Source organism: Ruegeria sp. CH6 (assembly GCF_056537005.1).
This window is the reverse complement of sequence record NZ_JBQFQS010000005.1, coordinates 42,786-59,989: the sequence shown is the minus strand read 5'-3', so window position 1 is coordinate 59,989 and position 17,204 is coordinate 42,786. Positions and strand designations below refer to the sequence as shown.

General features: G+C 56.9%; 15 protein-coding genes. 5 read left to right on the top strand and 10 right to left on the bottom strand.

Annotated features, from left to right (window positions below):
* Nucleotides 1–4: 4 nt before the first annotated feature.
* From hmuQ to ACR0CW_RS12805, 6 genes are all read right to left on the bottom strand, one after another.
* Entirely contained in the window at nucleotides 5–325 is a 321-nt protein-coding gene (hmuQ, locus tag ACR0CW_RS12830; protein ID WP_480788098.1) for a heme-degrading protein HmuQ, read from the bottom strand.
* 85 nt (nucleotides 326–410) lie between these two features.
* Nucleotides 411–788: a DUF2237 family protein gene (locus ACR0CW_RS12825; protein WP_170334124.1), complete on the bottom strand. Its 378-nt coding sequence runs from the start codon at nucleotides 786–788 to the stop codon at nucleotides 411–413.
* Nucleotides 789–797: 9 nt separating this feature from the next.
* On the bottom strand, nucleotides 798–1,961 hold the full coding sequence (locus tag ACR0CW_RS12820) for a serine hydrolase domain-containing protein (protein ID WP_480788097.1): 1,164 nt from the start codon (nucleotides 1,959–1,961) through the stop codon (nucleotides 798–800).
* A gap of 82 nt (nucleotides 1,962–2,043) precedes the next feature.
* Nucleotides 2,044–2,727, bottom strand: coding sequence for an aminoacyl-tRNA hydrolase (gene pth, locus ACR0CW_RS12815; RefSeq protein ID WP_480788096.1), 684 nt, complete (start codon nucleotides 2,725–2,727; stop codon nucleotides 2,044–2,046).
* Nucleotides 2,728–2,818: 91 nt separating this feature from the next.
* Nucleotides 2,819–4,738, bottom strand: a complete 1,920-nt coding sequence (locus ACR0CW_RS12810) for a DUF3604 domain-containing protein (RefSeq protein ID WP_480788095.1) — start codon at nucleotides 4,736–4,738, stop codon at nucleotides 2,819–2,821.
* Nucleotides 4,739–4,904: 166 nt separating this feature from the next.
* Entirely contained in the window at nucleotides 4,905–5,561 is a 657-nt protein-coding gene (locus ACR0CW_RS12805) for a 50S ribosomal protein L25/general stress protein Ctc (protein ID WP_155148972.1), read from the bottom strand.
* 148 nt (nucleotides 5,562–5,709) lie between these two features.
* On the opposite strand from ACR0CW_RS12805, the gene ACR0CW_RS12800 reads away from it, so the two are divergent.
* Nucleotides 5,710–6,882, top strand: a complete 1,173-nt coding sequence (locus tag ACR0CW_RS12800; protein WP_480788094.1) for an MFS transporter — start codon at nucleotides 5,710–5,712, stop codon at nucleotides 6,880–6,882.
* Between the two features lie 32 nt (nucleotides 6,883–6,914).
* Here the strand turns inward: ACR0CW_RS12800 and ACR0CW_RS12795 are convergent, their stop codons facing one another.
* The 3 genes from ACR0CW_RS12795 to ACR0CW_RS12785 form a co-directional block, all read right to left on the bottom strand.
* Complete coding sequence (locus ACR0CW_RS12795; RefSeq protein ID WP_480788093.1) at nucleotides 6,915–8,081, bottom strand: alpha-hydroxy acid oxidase; 1,167 nt, start codon at nucleotides 8,079–8,081, stop codon at nucleotides 6,915–6,917.
* Between the two features lie 165 nt (nucleotides 8,082–8,246).
* Nucleotides 8,247–9,038 (bottom strand): tryptophan synthase subunit alpha, encoded by a 792-nt coding sequence (gene trpA / locus ACR0CW_RS12790; RefSeq protein ID WP_480788092.1) that lies wholly within the window; start codon nucleotides 9,036–9,038, stop codon nucleotides 8,247–8,249.
* Between the two features lie 79 nt (nucleotides 9,039–9,117).
* Nucleotides 9,118–9,603: an acyloxyacyl hydrolase gene (locus tag ACR0CW_RS12785; RefSeq protein WP_480742238.1), complete on the bottom strand. Its 486-nt coding sequence runs from the start codon at nucleotides 9,601–9,603 to the stop codon at nucleotides 9,118–9,120.
* A 200-nt stretch (nucleotides 9,604–9,803) separates the two neighbouring features.
* On the opposite strand from ACR0CW_RS12785, the gene ychF reads away from it, so the two are divergent.
* Nucleotides 9,804–10,901, top strand: a complete 1,098-nt coding sequence (gene ychF / locus ACR0CW_RS12780) for a redox-regulated ATPase YchF (protein WP_480742236.1) — start codon at nucleotides 9,804–9,806, stop codon at nucleotides 10,899–10,901.
* A 55-nt stretch (nucleotides 10,902–10,956) separates the two neighbouring features.
* Here the strand turns inward: ychF and ACR0CW_RS12775 are convergent, their stop codons facing one another.
* Nucleotides 10,957–11,388 (bottom strand): ester cyclase, encoded by a 432-nt coding sequence (locus ACR0CW_RS12775; RefSeq protein ID WP_480788091.1) that lies wholly within the window; start codon nucleotides 11,386–11,388, stop codon nucleotides 10,957–10,959.
* 245 nt (nucleotides 11,389–11,633) lie between these two features.
* On the opposite strand from ACR0CW_RS12775, the gene ACR0CW_RS12770 reads away from it, so the two are divergent.
* The 3 genes from ACR0CW_RS12770 (at nucleotide 11,634) to fdhF (ending at nucleotide 17,099) form a co-directional block, all read left to right on the top strand.
* Entirely contained in the window at nucleotides 11,634–12,515 is an 882-nt protein-coding gene (locus ACR0CW_RS12770; protein WP_155148986.1) for a LysR family transcriptional regulator, read from the top strand.
* An 86-nt stretch (nucleotides 12,516–12,601) separates the two neighbouring features.
* On the top strand, nucleotides 12,602–14,302 hold the full coding sequence (locus tag ACR0CW_RS12765) for an NAD(P)H-dependent oxidoreductase subunit E (RefSeq protein WP_480788090.1): 1,701 nt from the start codon (nucleotides 12,602–12,604) through the stop codon (nucleotides 14,300–14,302).
* Nucleotides 14,303–14,315: 13 nt separating this feature from the next.
* Nucleotides 14,316–17,099 (top strand): formate dehydrogenase subunit alpha, encoded by a 2,784-nt coding sequence (gene fdhF / locus ACR0CW_RS12760; RefSeq protein WP_480788089.1) that lies wholly within the window; start codon nucleotides 14,316–14,318, stop codon nucleotides 17,097–17,099.
* Nucleotides 17,100–17,204: the final 105 nt, after the last annotated feature.

Below are 17,204 nucleotides of genomic sequence, written 5' to 3'. Positions count from 1 at the left end.
GGTGCTAACCCTCTTGCAGGACGGTTTCAAACCCTTCGAACTGCGGCGGCCCCATCAACGCAGACTGGGTGTTGCTGTTCCCTGCATTCCTGTGGGCATCGCGAAATTGCTCAGACTTGGTCCAGGCTTCGAAATCCTCGCGCCGATCCCAGATCACATGGCTTGAATACAGGCGATATCCATCCCCTTCCGGCCCTTTCAGCAGCCGAAATTCCCGAAAGCCGGGCAGCTCGTTCAGCCGACTCTGACGTGATTTCCAGACTGCTACGAAATCTGTTTCACTACCCAGCCGGACTTTGAACCGGTTCATGGCGATAAAGCTCATGGCTTACCTCATTCGTTTGTGGTGCAGCGCTGGCTTAACGGTGGTCTGGCTCGCCTTTTGATAGGGGTGGAGTAATACGTCGTGATCAACCCGTCTGCACGGCATGTTGCCGCAGAATATTCAGGGGTACGATCTCCAGAGCCCTCTGGTGGGTCGCCTCCAGATGGACCTTTGGGGCGCATCCTTCGTCATGGGCCTGGAGGAATCGGCCGGCGCACAGGCACCAGCTGTCACCGGGTTTGAGGCCGGAAAAGTCGAACTCGGGCCGAGGAGTGCTCAGGTCATTACCGACATACTTGGAATAGGCCAGAAACTCGGCTGTCATAACAGCGCAAACCGTGTGGCTGCCCTGATCCTCGGGGCAGGTATTGCAGGCGCCATCACGAAAGAACCCGGTCAGTGGGTCGCGTGAACAGGGGGCCAGTACGCCCCCCAGTACATTGATGCTGTCTTGCTTTTGCATGCGAGCACCTTACAGGCTTTGAGCTATCTTGCGGAACATTTCGATATTTTGCTCGTTGATGCCGGGCTCACGGAATTTTCGATCCGCACCAGTCGACACTATCAGGGCGCCGCGCGGCTGATCGAAGTAGATATATTGGCCATAGACACCACGCGCTAGAAACTCACCTTCATGCGCGCCAAGCGGGATCCACCATTGGTAACCATATCCGATTTTCCCCTGAGCAGTCGGTGCACTGGGCTGGGTGGATTCCGCGATCCAATCAGCAGGCACCAGTTGCTGACCATCATGCACCCCATTTTGCAGGATCATCTGGCCAAAACGCGCGAAATCACGGGTGGTGAAATTCAGCCCCCCCAGGACAAAGGCAACGCCGGCCCCGTCAGTGATGTAATATCCATCGCGTTCCAGCCCCAAAGGCTGCACGATTTTCTCTGTCATCAATTCGGATACGCTGCGGCCTGTGGCCCCGCGGATCACCATGCCAATCACATGGGTGTCGATTGAGACGTATTGCCAAGTCTCTCCGGGTGTCGTGAAGCTTTCTTCCAGCGAAGCTGCGAAATCATCCAGCTCTCCACCAAGGGCAACGACACGGCCCATCCGGTTGATGTCTGAGTTGTAGTCCAGATAGTCTTCATCGAAGGTCACACCGCTGGCCATGTTCAGGACATTTCGGATCGTTGCGTCCTGATAGGCACTGCCTTCCAGCTTGGGCGCATACTTGGTCACCGGGTCATCCAGCGAAGCGATGGCGCCTTCTTCCATCAGAATGCCAAACAACGCCGACAGATAGCTTTTGGCTACCGACCACGAAATCCTTCGGTCATCAGCCCCAGTCCCAAGGTAATACTCTTCGAACCGGATCTGACCGTCCTGCATCACCAGCAACGAGGTAACCGCGCGATCTTCGATCCACTGGTCCGTTCCCTCGGGCAGGTCGAATCCGCTTCCGTAAGAGAGTTCCGAGGTCGGTCCATCCCCGCGGGGCAGATCGATTGTCAGAAAGGCCTCGTTCATATGCGAAAAGTTGTGAACGATCTTGTCCTCGGAGAACAAAGAGTTCACGGCCATCAGCCGCTGAATCTCTTCACGTTTCCAGATCCCTACAACAACTGCCGCCAGTACAAAGACCAATATAATACGCAGCAGCCACTTGAAAAATGTTCGCATCTGTCGCCTCCCTATGTGGGTGGCATTGGAACGTGACGTGACCCGTTCCGCAATTAATACGTTACGGAAACCTGCGGTCAGATTATTTAAACTTGTCCAACAGCTTTTGCATTGCCGAGCGATTATCAGGTTCTGGTTCCGGCTCTGCCACGGCTTTTGCCGCTGGCTGAGGTTTGGCTGGTGACTTTGAAGAACGTGCGGGGGCTGTTCGCAAGGCAACCGCGTTCATGAATTTACCGCCTTCACCATCGGCCAGCTGGCCCGCGCCATCCGAAACGCCGCGCAAGACGTCGTCCAGCCAGTCCGCCTCAGATTTGGCAAAATCGCTCAGGACATAGGGTGAGACCATTTCCTTGCGCCCCGGGTGCCCGATGCCCAAACGGACCCGATCATAAGCGGCACCGATGTGATCATGGATCGAGCGCAGCCCATTGTGGCCCGCATGGCCACCACCGGCTTTAACGCGCACCTTGCCCGGTGCCAGATCGAGCTCGTCGTGAAAAACAGTCACATCGGTCGAGTCGAGTTTGTAGAACCTCATCGCTTCGCCCACGGACTGGCCAGATCGGTTCATGAAGGTTTGCGGTTTGATAAGCAGCACTTTCTCAGTGCCCAACCGACCCTCGGAAATTTCGGCCTGAAACTTGGATTTCCACGGGCCGAACCCATGATCGTCAGCAATCCTGTCCAGAGCCATGAAGCCGATATTGTGTCGGTTCCGGGCATACTTCTGACCCGGATTTCCCAGTCCGACAAACAGTTTCATGGCTCTGCTCCGCACTTCCTTGTTCGCTTTGCGCTCTCATGCCCCGAATTGGATCGGAAATCCAGCCCGGGCAGGGTGCAAAGGACGGGTCTCAACCTTCGGGCGTGTACCAGATTGGCGAAGTATAGGCGCGTTCGGTCGTCGTCATCGGTACGTTGGAATCCATCTGAACGTTGAACCGTTTGGCCTCGTACGCTGTCCAGCGCGGTGTCGGTATTTCGATGACGCGGACGTAGTAGAACGCCCGTTGTGACGGATCGAAGTCGGGGTCCTGCCAATACGTGATCAGTTCTGGTGCACCTATTGTGTTGGTCCAAGTGGCGTTTTCCACGTCAACGGTGTTGCCGACCGAGGGCAGCTTGCCGTCTGCTCCGGGTGCGCGATCACCGCCCCACGCCACGTTATAGACCTTTTCGCCGCGCGTCCCGTCGGCGTTCAACCAGCCTTTGATGACCTGAACGCGGTCAAGGTTTCCGCTGTAGGGGTCTTTCAGCGCTGCAATCAGGAAGTTTGGCGCACCGTCACTTGGGTTGTTTGGCAGGTCCGATCCCATCGGAACACCCTTGGCATAGCCGATATCGGCCGGCAGTCGGGACAGCGCATCCTCTTCCGCAAAGTCCCAACCTCCGAAGAACCGTACAAGGATACGAGAGCCAGTAGTGCCGTAGACTTCGCGCCGCTCCAGCGCATCAAAGATAGCTTCACGCGTGTTTTCGACGGCCCAAACTGCCGCGTAGCCGCCTGAGGCCTGTTTCCATCCATAAATCGAAAACTCGGGGTCCGGCGCCTCGATAACCAGATGCTCCCACCGGTTTGGTTCAGGTTCAACGCCGGAATGCTTGCCAAAGAAGTTTTCTTCTTCCACAGCCGCCATACCCGTATGTGCATCGGTCGAGCCAATCTGACCGACCTTATAGGGATTGATGCCCAGTTGCTCTTCCAGCATCAGCCCGGTTTTGTAGGCCTCGCGCGAGTATTCGTACTGCAGCATGTCCTGAGTTTTGGCCTCGGTACCGTTCAGGTTCGACGCATCCCAGGTGTCGAAATCAGCAAACTCGTCGTCTGGGCTCAGGAATGGATGCGCCTCACTGTCACCTTTGATCTGGGTTGTTTCGATGACCGGTTCGAACCGGGCACGCAAACGCGCGTTTTCTTCTGTCAGCGGGGTGCCGTCGAAATTCGACACAGAAAACAGCCGTCCATTGGAGAGGTTGCCGTTATGCGGAATCGCCAAAACGTCGCCACCGGTTCGATCTTCGTAGTCAGCCAGATGTGCCCAGAGATCTTCGGGGTTTTTGCTGTCGAATTGCGAGAACGGCAGCACCTGATTGGCCATGGCCGCGCCATCCCTGAAGATCACGTTGCGGTGGATGTTGTCTCCACCTTCAGACGTCCATTCGTACCCGATCAGCGCTGTAAATACGCCCGGCTCGTTATAGTGATCTGCGAGCGCCGTATAGTTTTGCCAGGCATCCTTGATCGCTCTGGGGTTATCTATCGGCGGTTCATCACCTGACAGTGAGGCGACAATTTCCATTGCGGTCGCAAAGACCAGATCGGAATCGTTGCTGGTCAGCGCATCGTACCAGGCTTTGCCCTGTGGCGTGGACAGGACATTCTGATCGCCCCCAAGCAACTGAGGCATCAGCCCATACATCTCTGCATGGTCCGAGATAACAAGCCAATCAAGTGGTCGAGACAGTTTCGCCTGAAGCCCGTGCGTCGTGGTGACCTCGTGACCACGCGCGAAGCGGAAGGCATCTTCCTGACTTAGCCGGGTCATCGTTCCAGCGTCTACAGATACTTCAGTGTGGAGATGGGTATCACCCCACAGAGGCTGCGTCGGGAAATTTCGGCCCGCATAGGGTGAGAAATGATCCGAAGTGAACCGTTCGGCGACATCGTCCTTGCTGGGCAAAGTGTCCTGTACCTGCGCATACGCAGCGCAGCTGCAAGCAATTCCGCCAATCGTTGAAATCAAGGTTGCTGATAATCTGTAACGCTTGGTCATCATTGCAGGCTCCGTTGAACTGATCGCTGGCAAGTGACCCTGAACTGAGGTCACTGGCGACGAGCCTAGCATAGTTTGCGTTCAAATTCTAAAATTCGCATTTTGTAAAACGAAAACGGGGCTCCGATGGAACCCCGTTTCAAAATCAGAACAGTCGAAACTGAACTTATTCTTCAGCTTCCTGACCGACGACTTCAACTTCGTCTGCGGCCACTTCTGCTTCATCACCTTCTTCGTCGTCGCTGGTCGACAGGCCGGTCGGTGCCGAAACGTTCGCGATCACGAAGTCACGGTCGATGGTCGGCTTGGTGCCTGCGGGCAGGTCAACCGACGAAATGGTGACAACGTCGTTGATGTTCATTCCGGTTACATCGACAACGATCTTCTCAGGAATGTCACCTGCGGTGCACATCAGTTCGACTTCCGGGCGGACAACGGTCAGAACGCCGCCCTTTTTGATGCCGGGAGCTGCATCTTCGTTGATGAACTCAACGGGGATGAACAGTGCGATCTTTGTGGTCCGACGCAGGCGCATCAGGTCCAAGTGGGTCGGCAGGTCTTTGACAACGTCACGCTGAACGTCGCGGCAGATGACGCGAACATCTTCGTGGCCTTCGACCTTCAGGTTCCACAGGGTCGACTTGAACCGGCCTGCTTTCAGGCGCTTGAATAGGACGTTGAATGGGATCTGGATCGGCAGCGGCTCTTTGTCACCACCAAAAACAATGCCCGGAACCATGCCGTCGCGGCGTGCTTGACGAGCGGCGCCCTTGCCTGTCCCCGTCCGTTCCAGAGCTACGAGATCAGGAATCTCTCCAGCCATGATAATTCTCCAATGTTAGGGCGGGCATCCTCCAAGGCTGTATGCCCGCGTGAAGGCTGCCGTTTAAACCGGATTGACGAGGTTGAAAAGGCCTAAAATGCTATGGTTTTGGCTGGACGAGCGCAATTGGCTGTGTCAGCGGTAGCGTATGCGAATTAAGGACGATCTGTACGCGTCACGACGGGCGCTGGCCGGTTTTGTCGTGATTGGGTTGGGCTGGGCAAGTTTCTCGGCCCAGATGCCTGTGATCAAGGCGCAGGTGGACGTAAGCGATGGGTTCTGGGGTGCCCTGGTTCTAATGGGGTCGACAGGGGCCTTGATGGCGATGTGGCTGGCTCCTCTGGTCTATCGGGTGTTGGGGGCATGGGCGATGATCGCCGGTGCCTTCGTGATGGCAAGTGGCTTTGTGTTGGTCGGAATGGCACAGGGGCCGTTCGTCCTGGGCCTGGCGCTGTTCCTTGCCGCGGGTGGGTCAGGTGTGGCGGACGTGTTGGCCAATGCCGAGGTCAGCGAAGCTGAGGCTGAGACAGGTCGGAGCCTGATGAACCTGAACCACGGGTGTTTTTCGTTGTTCTACGCCTTCGCCGCTGTTTGCGTAGGTGCAGCGCGAGGCGCTGGATTAGGGCCGGTGATGATATTCACTGGGACCGCGATGGCGATCGCAATCCTCGCGATCTGGATGAAACTGCCAGATCGTCAAGAGCATGATGATGACCCTGCCCAAGCGAAAGGTATGCCCTACGGGCTTGTTTGGGTCGGTGGCTTGGTCGTGCTGTCCGCATTTCTGGGTGAGGCCGCTTCGGAAGGTTGGTCGGCCCTGCATGTCGAGCGCACATTGGGCGGTGGTCCTGCCGAGGGTGCGATGGGCCCGGCGCTTCTGGCCGCAGGTATGGCCGTTGGTCGGCTTGGTGGACACGTGATCGGGGCAGGCTGGCCGCCAATACGAACGATGATAATCGCCTCGTGTATTGCTGGGTCTGGATTGGCGCTGTCAGGGATCGCGCCAGATATTCCAGTCGCCTATGCGGGTTTCTTGCTGGGCGGGCTGGGAGTTTCTGTAGTAGGCCCCTTGGCCCTGGGCCTTGTCGGTCAGGCAGTGCCGGGGCATTTGCGATTGGCTGCGATTTCGCAAGCCGCAGCACTTGGCTATGCGGCGTTTTTCCTAGGGCCAGTTTTGATGGGCTATGTGGCAGAAGGTTTCGGACTGCGGGTTTCGTTTTATGTAATCGCCGCGGTGATGTTTATTGTCGCTGCAGTGCTTGTCCCATTGTGGGCGCGACTGTTGGCAGGGCAGCGCGCAGGTCGGCACATCCGTTCCTGAAACTGACGCGTGCCGACCAAGAGTGGGCAGGATTATTCCTGCCAGCGACCTTCAAAATCTTCGGGGACAAGCAGATTGTGACGTCCCAGATCGCTGACATTCCGCTCTCCGCAGAGCGCCATGGTGGTGTCCAGCTCTTTCTGGATAACCTCCAGTGCTGTGGTCACGCCCTTTTGCCCCATCGCGCCAAGCCCATAGACAAAGGCACGCCCGATATAGGTGCCCTTGGCCCCCAGAGCGAGAGCCTTGAGGACGTCCTGTCCAGAACGTATGCCGCTGTCGAGATGTACTTCAACGTCATCGCCCACAGCGTCCATGATCTGGGGCAGCATGCGGATCGAACTCAGCGCGCCGTCCAACTGCCGACCGCCATGGTTAGAGACGACAATCGCATCTGCGCCAAGTTTGGCCGCCATTTTGGCATCTTCGGCATCCAGAATACCTTTGAGGATGACCTTGCCACCCCATTGCTCCATCAGCTTTTCGATCTTGTTCCAATCGAGGCTTGGATCAAACTGTTCAGCAGTCCAGGCGCCCAGCGAAGATGCGTCTGAAATGCCTTCGACATGACCGACGATATTGCCGAATTCACGTCGCTTGGCCCCCAGCATCTCGATACCCCATGCCCATTTGGTCATCAGGTTGGCAATGGTCTTCGCAGTCAGCTTTGGTGGAGCGGACAATCCGTTTTTAAGGTCTTTGTGGCGTTGGCCAAGAATCTGCAGATCCAGCGTAATTACCAGCGCAGAACATTTTGCATCCTTGGCGCGCTGGATCAGGCGGCTGACATAATCCTCGTCTTTCATTGTGTAGAGCTGGAACCAGAACGGTGCGCTGGTGTGTTCCGCCACATCTTCGATCGAGTTGATCGACATTGTGGACAAGGTGAATGGAACGCCGAACTCCTCGGCTGCTTTTGCGGCTTTCATTTCCCCATCAGCATGCTGCATGCCGGTCAGGCCCACAGGTGCCAGGGCCACGGGCATCGATACATCCTGACCAATCATTTGCGAGGCTGTTGATCGGCCTGCCATGTCGACGGCGACCCGCTGGCGCAGGCGGATATCTTCGAAATCCGAGCTGTTCTCACGAAATGTCTGTTCGGTCCAGCTGCCGCTTTCAGCGTAGTCGTAGAACATGCGAGGCACACGGCGTTCGTAGATACGCTTCAGGTCTTCGATGTTGGTTATAACGGGCATAAAATCAGACCTCGGGGATTTTTGGTTAGGTTTTCTTACCAATTCAGGGGTGCGATCGCAATGATCTAGCTTGTCGCAGGATTCAATCACCGCAATTCAACAAAAAAAACCGCCGCAGAATTGGGTTCTGCGGCGGTTAGTCGATTTGCTCTCTTAAGCTCTGTATCAGGCGCTGTGTGCACCATCCGAAAGCGATTTTACAAACTCAAGCACTTCGCCAACGGGTTTGCCCGCGCCGATCTGGCTGACGATTGCAGAGCCTACGACTGCGCCGTCAGATACACTTGCGATATTGCGGGACTTCTCTGGTGTGTTGATCCCGAACCCGACAATTACTGGCAGATCGGTTGCTGCTTTGATACGTGCGACTTCCGGTCCGACATCAGTTGCCTGCGCTTCGGCTGCGCCTGTGATCCCGGTGATCGATACGTAATATACAAAGCCCGAGGTGTTCTGAAGAACGCGCGGCAAGCGCTTGTCATCGGTGGTCGGGGTGGCCAGACGGATAAAGTTCAGGCCTGCAGCCTGAGCAGGCAGGCACAGCTCCTCATCTTCTTCGGGCGGCAGATCCACAACGATCAGCCCGTCGATGCCTGCATCTTTTGCGTCGACCAGAAACTTATCGACGCCACGGCTGTAGATCGGGTTGTAATACCCCATAAGAACAATCGGCGTGGTGTCATCGGTTGCCCGAAACGCCTTTGCCAGATCCAGCGTACGCTGCAGGGTCATGCCGCTGTCCAGCGCCCGCTGTCCGGCAGCCTGAATTGTCGGTCCGTCCGCCATCGGGTCGGTGAAGGGCAGACCCAACTCAATTACATCCACACCCGCGCCGGGAAGACCTTTGACCACCTCAAGAGAGGTTTCATAGTCGGGATCCCCTGCCATGACATAGGCGACAAAGGCTTTTTTCCCTTCGGCTTTCAGGGCGGCAAACTTGGCGTCGATACGGGTCATCGGATGTCCTTGCGATCAGGTTTCGACCTGATGTGCAGAAACTTTGCCCGAAAATCAATCCCGCTCCTGACAGGATAAGTCAGAAGCCGTAGTGATACCGAACCAGAAGTGAGTTGACGCCCGGGTTATCATCCTGCGTGCTGGCGTTGGATTTGTGGGTAATAGCCATCGAAATCTTGTTGCCGCTGTTCAGTGTGTAACCGACGCCGAACAGGCTGCGGATCTGAAAGCTGCCACCCAGATCATTCAGAGCGTTTGACTCATCATAGTAACCGGGCATGACGCTGCCCTCGAGGAACCAGCGGTCAGCAAAGGTGTAGATCCCGATCAGGCCAACACCGACATGTGTATCGCCGTCCTTGTCGACCGAAAGCGCACCGCCCCATGTGGCGCTGAAACGGGTGGCTTCGTGAAAGGGCCTGTGCTGATATTCAAGCGAGAAAATCGCCTGATCAACTGATTGGCTGTCGGAGTAGTCCGCATATCCGGCGCCAAAGATTAACGACTGGGCCTGCGCCGCTGATGCAGCGGCCAAAATCGCAACAGAAACGAGTAAAGATCTCATGATGGGGCTTCGCTAATTGTTTGTTCGCAAATCGTTAGGTGGTCATCCTAGGGATCAAATTTCAATGTGCGCAACTGCGCAGGGCGACAACAATTTTGTGATGTTGCCAATTGATCCTAGTTCTGCAGGTCGTTTGTCTGGCTTGCGCATCGACGCTGACCTGCATAGAAGCAGCCGTCGAATGGCTTCAGGAGACCGTCATGGGCTTTAAAATGGGAATCGTGGGTTTGCCGAATGTAGGCAAGTCGACCCTCTTCAATGCGTTGACCAAAACCGCAGCCGCACAGGCGGCGAACTTCCCGTTCTGCACCATCGAACCCAATGTGGGCGATGTGGCTGTACCTGATGATCGTCTGGACAAACTGGCGGCTATTGCCAGCTCAAAACAGATCATCCCGACCCGGATGACATTCGTGGATATTGCGGGCCTTGTGAAGGGTGCGTCCAAGGGCGAGGGGCTGGGCAACCAGTTTCTGGCTAACATCCGCGAAACCGACGCCATTGCCCACGTGTTGCGTTGCTTCGAAGACGGCGACGTAACCCACGTGGACGGCCGCGTCGATCCCGTGGCCGATGCTGACACGATCGAGACCGAACTGATGCTGGCGGATCTGGAAAGCATCGAAAAGCGTCGCGCCAATCTGGTGCGTAAGCTAAAGGGCAATGACAAAGAGGCCCAGCAACAGGACCGTCTGCTGGCCGAAGCGCAAGCGATGCTGGAAAACGGCAAGCCCGCGCGACTGGTCGAAGTATCGGACGAAGACGCCAAGGCCTGGAAGATGCTGCAACTGCTGACCACCAAGCCAGTCCTCTACGTCTGCAACGTTTCCGAAGAGGAAGCGGCAGACGGTAACGAGTATTCTGCCAAGGTTGCCGAGATGGCTGCGGCACAAGGCAACTCTCACGTCATCATCAGCGCCAAGATCGAAGAAGAGATCAGCCTGCTGGAGGATGATGAGGCGCAGATGTTCCTTGAGGAAATGGGACTGGAAGAGCCCGGTCTCGACCGTCTGATCCGCGCCGGCTATGACCTGCTGAAATTGGAAACCTATTTCACCGTTGGCCCCAAAGAGGCCCGCGCCTGGACCATCCGCACCGGTACCGCTGCACCTCAGGCGGCGGGTGTGATCCACGGTGACTTCGAAAAGGGTTTCATCCGCGCCGAGACCATCGCCTATGACGACTACATCGCCGCAAACGGTGAGCAGGGCGCTAAAGAGGCTGGCAAGATGCGCGCCGAAGGTAAGGGCTACATCGTCAAGGATGGCGATGTGATGCACTTCCTGTTTAACACCTGATTAGTGCTGAATTGCCCGGCCTACTGGCAGGCCGGGCGCACTGTATTCGCGGCTCTTAGTTTTCCAAACCAAGCTGTTGTCGCTGCGTGAAGAAATCCCACACAACCCAGCTTTCTGCTATTTGGCCATTAGAAAACCGGTCGATCTGAATGCCGGTCCAGTCAACCGACCGCCCAGTAGCGGGCAGCCCGAGATAAGTGCCATTCTGGGTTCCGTAAAAGCGCCAGTGGGTGGATACACGGTCGCCTTCGGCGGTTTGCCCCAAAATCTCAACCTTCAGGTCTGGAAAGGCCTTATGGTTCTCTTGGACAATGCTGACCCAGGTGGTCAGGTCGATGCTGCCGGTCCCTCCCGTAGCCAAGGGGGCCTGATGGTTCTGATAGCCATCAGTGAAAATCGTTTCATCAATCGTGGAATCTGCGGCCCACATTTCGAGGACCTGTCGGGACAGGTTTTTTGCTGTTGAAATGTCGTTCTCCTGTGCCATGGCACCTCCTACTGCCGTAAAAGCAAGCAATACTGTCAGTATCCATACATGCGCGACCAAGCCGATATGCTGTCTGACCATTGAAACCTCCGCCTGTCATCTCGACTCTGTTTCAAGATAGCGCGCTGTTCGTGAAAGAAGAAAGCGCGTTTCACAGCTCAACTTCATAGTCGGACTACAACTATAGCTTTCACCGCGACGCAAACGCGTTACTGTGCATCTGGTCAGATTTGGGACAACGCTGAATGATCGAAATCCGCGATTTGCAATTGCTCAGCGCTTTGGCGCGGCATCGACACTTTGCCAAGGCAGCGGAGGAATGTGGGATTTCTCAGCCTGCCTTTTCCATGCGCATCCGCAACCTTGAGGATCGTCTGGGAGTCTCCATCGTCCGTCGCGCCAATCGGTTTCAGGGTCTGACTGAGGAAGGCGAGATGATCGTCCAGCGGGCACGTCGTATACTGGATGATACCAAGGCACTCGAACAGCAGGTGCTGGCGGCCAAAGGTGAGATCACGGGTACTCTCATCCTTGGTGTGATCCCAACTGCAATTGCATTTACCGGGCGGCTCACCAAGCGATTGCGGCAGGCGCACCCGCGTATTGTGACGCGCATCGAGACGATGTCCGCTTCCGCCATCCAGCATCGGTTGGACGAGGGGAGTCTGGATGCAGGCGTGACCTATGGCGACAGTATTGGGACTGATCTTCGTCAGGTACAGCCGCTCTACGAGGAAACGTACGTATTGCTTGTTCCGACGCATATGACAGACGAAACCGGGCCGGTTCCCTGGGCGCGAGTGGCCGAGTTTCCTTTGAGCTTGCTGGAGCCTCAGATGCAGAACCGGCGCATTCTCGACCGAATCTTTGCTGATCAGGGGCTGCATCCCGATGTTGTTGCCGAAACCAGCGGATTTACAGCGTCCATGGTCATGGCACGCGAAGGATTGGCGGCAACTGTTGTACCCCGTGTACTGGTTCGTGCGCTGGGCGATCTGAAGGGGACGAAAGTTCTGCCCCTGGTCGATCCTGTTGTAAGTAAACCAATTTGTCTGGCCACACTGACGCGGGATCCGGAATTGCCAACTGTCGAGGCTTTACGCGCTGTTGTGACGTCTTTACGGTGATAACCTGTCGTTATCGTGCGATTGAGATTTGCGATTTGACGATATGCTACTCTGATGAGAGACGGATGTCTCATACGGAGGAAAGCATGGCACCACTGGATACCAAGCCATCCGACGCAAAGGGCGTTTGGAAGTCAGGTAAAGGCAAGGGGCGGCACACGCCCAAAGGCCGACAGTTTACGGATGAAGCACAGGCCGAAATTGCGCGCCTGTTGGGCGATCGCCCGCGCCGCCGCGACCTGCTGATCGAGTTCCTGCATTTGATTCAGGATGAGCATGGCCATATCAGCGCCGATCACATCGCCGCTCTGGCCGTCGAGATGCGGATCGGGCAGGCCGAGGTTTACGAAACTGCGACCTTCTATGCCCATTTCGATGTGGTCAAAGAGGATGAAACGCCCCCTCCGGCGTTGACGATCCGTGTCTGCGATTCCCTGTCCTGCGAAATGGCTGGTGCTCAGCAGTTGCAGAAGGCGCTGGAAGATGGGCTTGATCCTTCCGAAGTTCGTGTGCTGCGCGCGCCGTGTATGGGCCGTTGTGACACCGCTCCAGTGCTCGAGATCGGTCACAACCACATCGACCACGCGACACCGGAAAAAGTGAAGGCTGCCATTGCTGCCGATGATACCCATGCTCACCTACCCGACTACGAAACCTTTGCGGCCTATGAGGCTGATGGCGGCTATGCCAAGCTGAAAGAACTGCGCGACGGTGGCGACTGGGAAAAGGTACAGGAAGATGTCCTGTCCTCGGGCTTGCGCGGTTTGGGCGGTGCTGGTTTCCCGTCCGGCAAGAAATGGGGCTTTGTTCGAATGAACGAAGGTCCGCGCTATCTTGCCGTGAACGGCGATGAGGGCGAGCCCGGTACATTCAAGGATCGCTACTATCTGGAGCGTACGCCGCATGTCTTTCTTGAGGGCATGCTGATCGCTGCCTGGGCGGTCGAGGCTGAGACCTGCTTCATCTACATGCGCGACGAATATCCGGCCGTTTTGGAAATTCTTCGCCGCGAAATCACCGCGCTGGAAGAGGCAGGAATCGTTGAGCCAGGCTACATCGACCTGCGCCGCGGTGCTGGTGCTTACATCTGCGGTGAAGAATCCGCGATGATCGAGTCGATTGAGGGCAAAAAGGGCCTGCCGCGTCACCGTCCTCCGTTCGTGGCGCAGGTTGGGGTGTTTAACCGTCCAACGCTCGTGCACAATGTTGAGACACTCTATTGGGTCTCGAAGATCTGCCGCGAAGGGCCGCAGATCCTGAATTCTGTTGAAAAGAATGGCCGCAAAGGTCTGCGCAGCTACTCGGTTTCGGGCCGTGTGGCGAAGCCTGGTGTTTACCTGCTGCCAGCAGGGTCGACCATTCTTGACGTGATTGATGCCGCCGGCGGCATGGCCGAAGGTCATGTATTCAAGGCGTATCAACCGGGCGGGCCGTCGTCAGGTCTTCTCCCCTCCAGCATCGACGACGTCCCGCTCGACTTTGACACACTGCAGCCGCTGGGCACCTTCATCGGTTCTGCCGCGGTTGTGGTTCTGTCTGATCAGGACACGGCCCGCGATGCGGCGCTGAACATGCTGCGGTTCTTTGAAGATGAAAGCTGCGGCCAGTGTACGCCCTGCCGGGCGGGTTGCGAAAAGGCGGTAAAGCTGATGCAGGCCGACAAGTGGGATCAGGACCTGTTGGAAGACCTGTGCCAGGTCATGGGCGACGCGTCTATCTGCGGTCTGGGGCAGGCCGCTCCGAACCCGATCCGCCTTGTCATGAAACATTTCGCTGACGAAATCTGAGGGAGACAGAGCCATGCTTGATGCAAGCCCAACCAAGACCGTCACCTTCAACCTGAACGGCGAAGACGTTACCGTCCCCGAGGGCTGGACCATCTGGGAAGCCGCCAAGGGGCAGGGGTTCACTATCCCCCACCTGTGCCACAAGCCACAGCCGGGCTATCGCCCCGACGGCAACTGCCGCGCCTGTATGGTCGAGGTGGAAGGCGAGCGCACTCTGGTCGCCTCGTGTATCCGTCCTGCAGCCGAGGGAATGGTCGTCAAGACCGACAGCGACCGCGCCGAGAAATCACGGGCCATGGTCATGGAACTGCTGGTTGCCGACCAGCCCGAGGAAGCGCATGACAAATCGAGCCACTTCTGGGATATGGCCAAGCTGAACGATGTCAGCGACAGCCGTTTCCCGGCAAAAGAGGCCGACAAAATCCCGCTGCTGGACGACAGCCACGTTGCAATGCGCGTCAACCTGGACGCCTGTATCAACTGCAACCTCTGCGTGCGTGCATGCCGTGAAGTGCAGGTCAATGACGTGATCGGCATGGCTGGTCGTGGCCACACCTCACAGGTTGTGTTTGACCAGAACGACCCGATGGGCGCATCAACCTGTGTGGCGTGTGGCGAATGCGTTCAGGCCTGCCCAACCGGTGCGCTGATGCCTGCAACTGTCTTGGACGACAAGCAGCAGGGCGACAGCAAGGACTATGATTCCGAGACCGAAAGCGTCTGCCCATTCTGCGGTGTGGGCTGCAAGGTCTCGCTGAAAGTCAAAGACGGCAAGGTCAAGTATGTCGAGGGCATCAACGGCCCTGCGAACGAAGGTCGCCTGTGTGTCAAAGGTCGCTTTGGCTTTGACTATATCCACCACCCGCACCGCCTGACCAAGCCGCTGATCCGGCGTGAGGATGCGCCTGAGAAGGGCCTGAACGTAGATCCGGGCAATCTGTCGACCCACTTCCGCGAAGCAACGTGGGAAGAGGCGATGGATTTGGCCGCCACTAAACTGAAAGCTCTACGCGCCGAAGATCCGCGTTCAGTTGCAGGTTTTGGTTCGGCCAAATGCACGAACGAAGAAGCTTATCTGTTCCAGAAGTTCATTCGTCAGGGCTTCAAGCACAACAACGTCGACCACTGCACCCGTCTGTGTCACGCCTCTTCCGTGGCGGCGTTGATCGAAAACGTTGGTTCAGGAGCGGTGACCGCGACCTTCAATGAGGTCGAAAATTCGGACGTGGTGATCATCATCGGGGCTAACCCGATCGAGAACCACCCGGTTGCGGCGACTTACTTCAAGCAGTTCACCAAACGTGGCGGCAAGCTGATCGTGATGGACCCGCGCGGCGTTGGCATGCGCAAGTTCGCAGACGAGATGCTGCAGTTCCGTCCGGGTGCTGATGTCTCGATGCTCAATGCGATCATGAACGTGATCGTCGAAGAGGAACTGTACGACAGCCAGTACATCCACCGCTGGACCGAAAACTGGGAAGCCGAGAAAGAGCACCTGCGTCAGTTCACGCCCGAGGCGATGGCGCCGATTTGTGGCATCGAACCGGATCAGTTGCGCCGTGTCGCGCGCACCTTTGCGCAGGCCAAGGCCGGCCTGATCTTCTGGGGTATGGGGGTTAGCCAGCACATCCACGGAACGGACAACTCGCGCTGCTTGATCAGTCTCGCGTTGATGACCGGCAATGTCGGTAAGCCCGGTGCCGGTCTGCACCCGCTGCGTGGTCAGAACAACGTGCAGGGCGCGTCTGATGCAGGCCTGATCCCGATGTTCCTGCCGGACTATCAGTCGGTCACCGATGACAGTATCCGCGCGAAGTTCAATAACGTGTGGGACTCGGACGATTTCTCGAACGAGAAGGGCCTGACAGTCACCGAGATTATCGACCAAGCCTATGCGGGCAACATCAAGGGTATGTACATTCAGGGTGAAAACCCGGCCATGTCAGACCCGGATGTTAGCCACGCGCGTGATGCGCTGGCCAAGCTGGAGCTGATGATCGTGCAGGATATCTTCCTGACCGAGACCGCGAACTATGCGGACATCATCTTGCCCGCCTCTGCGCTTTATGAAAAGAACGGAACCGTGTCGAACACCAACCGTCAGGTGCAGCGGGTGCGTCCGGCCGTGGCACCTCCGGGTGAGGCACGCGAGGACTGGAAGATCACAGTCGAACTGGCACAGCGGATCGGTCTGAACTGGGATTACACCGATGTGTCTCAGGTCTTTGACGAGATGAAGCTGACGATGAACTCGCTCGACAACATCACTTGGGATCGTCTGAAAACCGAAACGATCACCTACCCCTCGCTCAGCGAGACTGACCCTGGGCAGGCGATTGTGTTTGGTGATGGCTTCCCGCGTGCTGACGGCAAGGCCAGGTTCACTCCGGCCAGCGTCATCCCACCGGATGAGGCACCGGATGAGGAATATCCGATGATCGCCACCACGGGTCGTCAGCTGGAGCATTGGCATACGGGTTCGATGACCCGCCGGTCGAATGTTCTGGACGCTGTTGAGCCGGAAGCGAACTGTTCGATGAACCCGCGAACGCTGAAACTGATGGGGATCGAGCCGGGTGAAATGATCCGTCTGACGACTCGCCGTGGCTCAATCGAGATCATGGTGCGGGCTGACCGAGCCATTGCCGAGGATATGGTGTTCATCCCGTTTGCCTATGTTGAAGCAGCGGCGAACATCCTGACCAACTCGGCCATAGACCCCTATGGTAAAATCCCCGAGTTCAAGTTCTCGGCGATCCGGGTCGAGAAGATCAAAGACGCCATCGCGGCGGAGTAATACCACTACCACTCACGAAGCAGGATCAGGCGGCCCGAAAGGGTCGCCTTTTTCACTTCTTGACAGTCGCTTACGCGCAGCCAACCCTTAGGTGGAGTGCAGCCG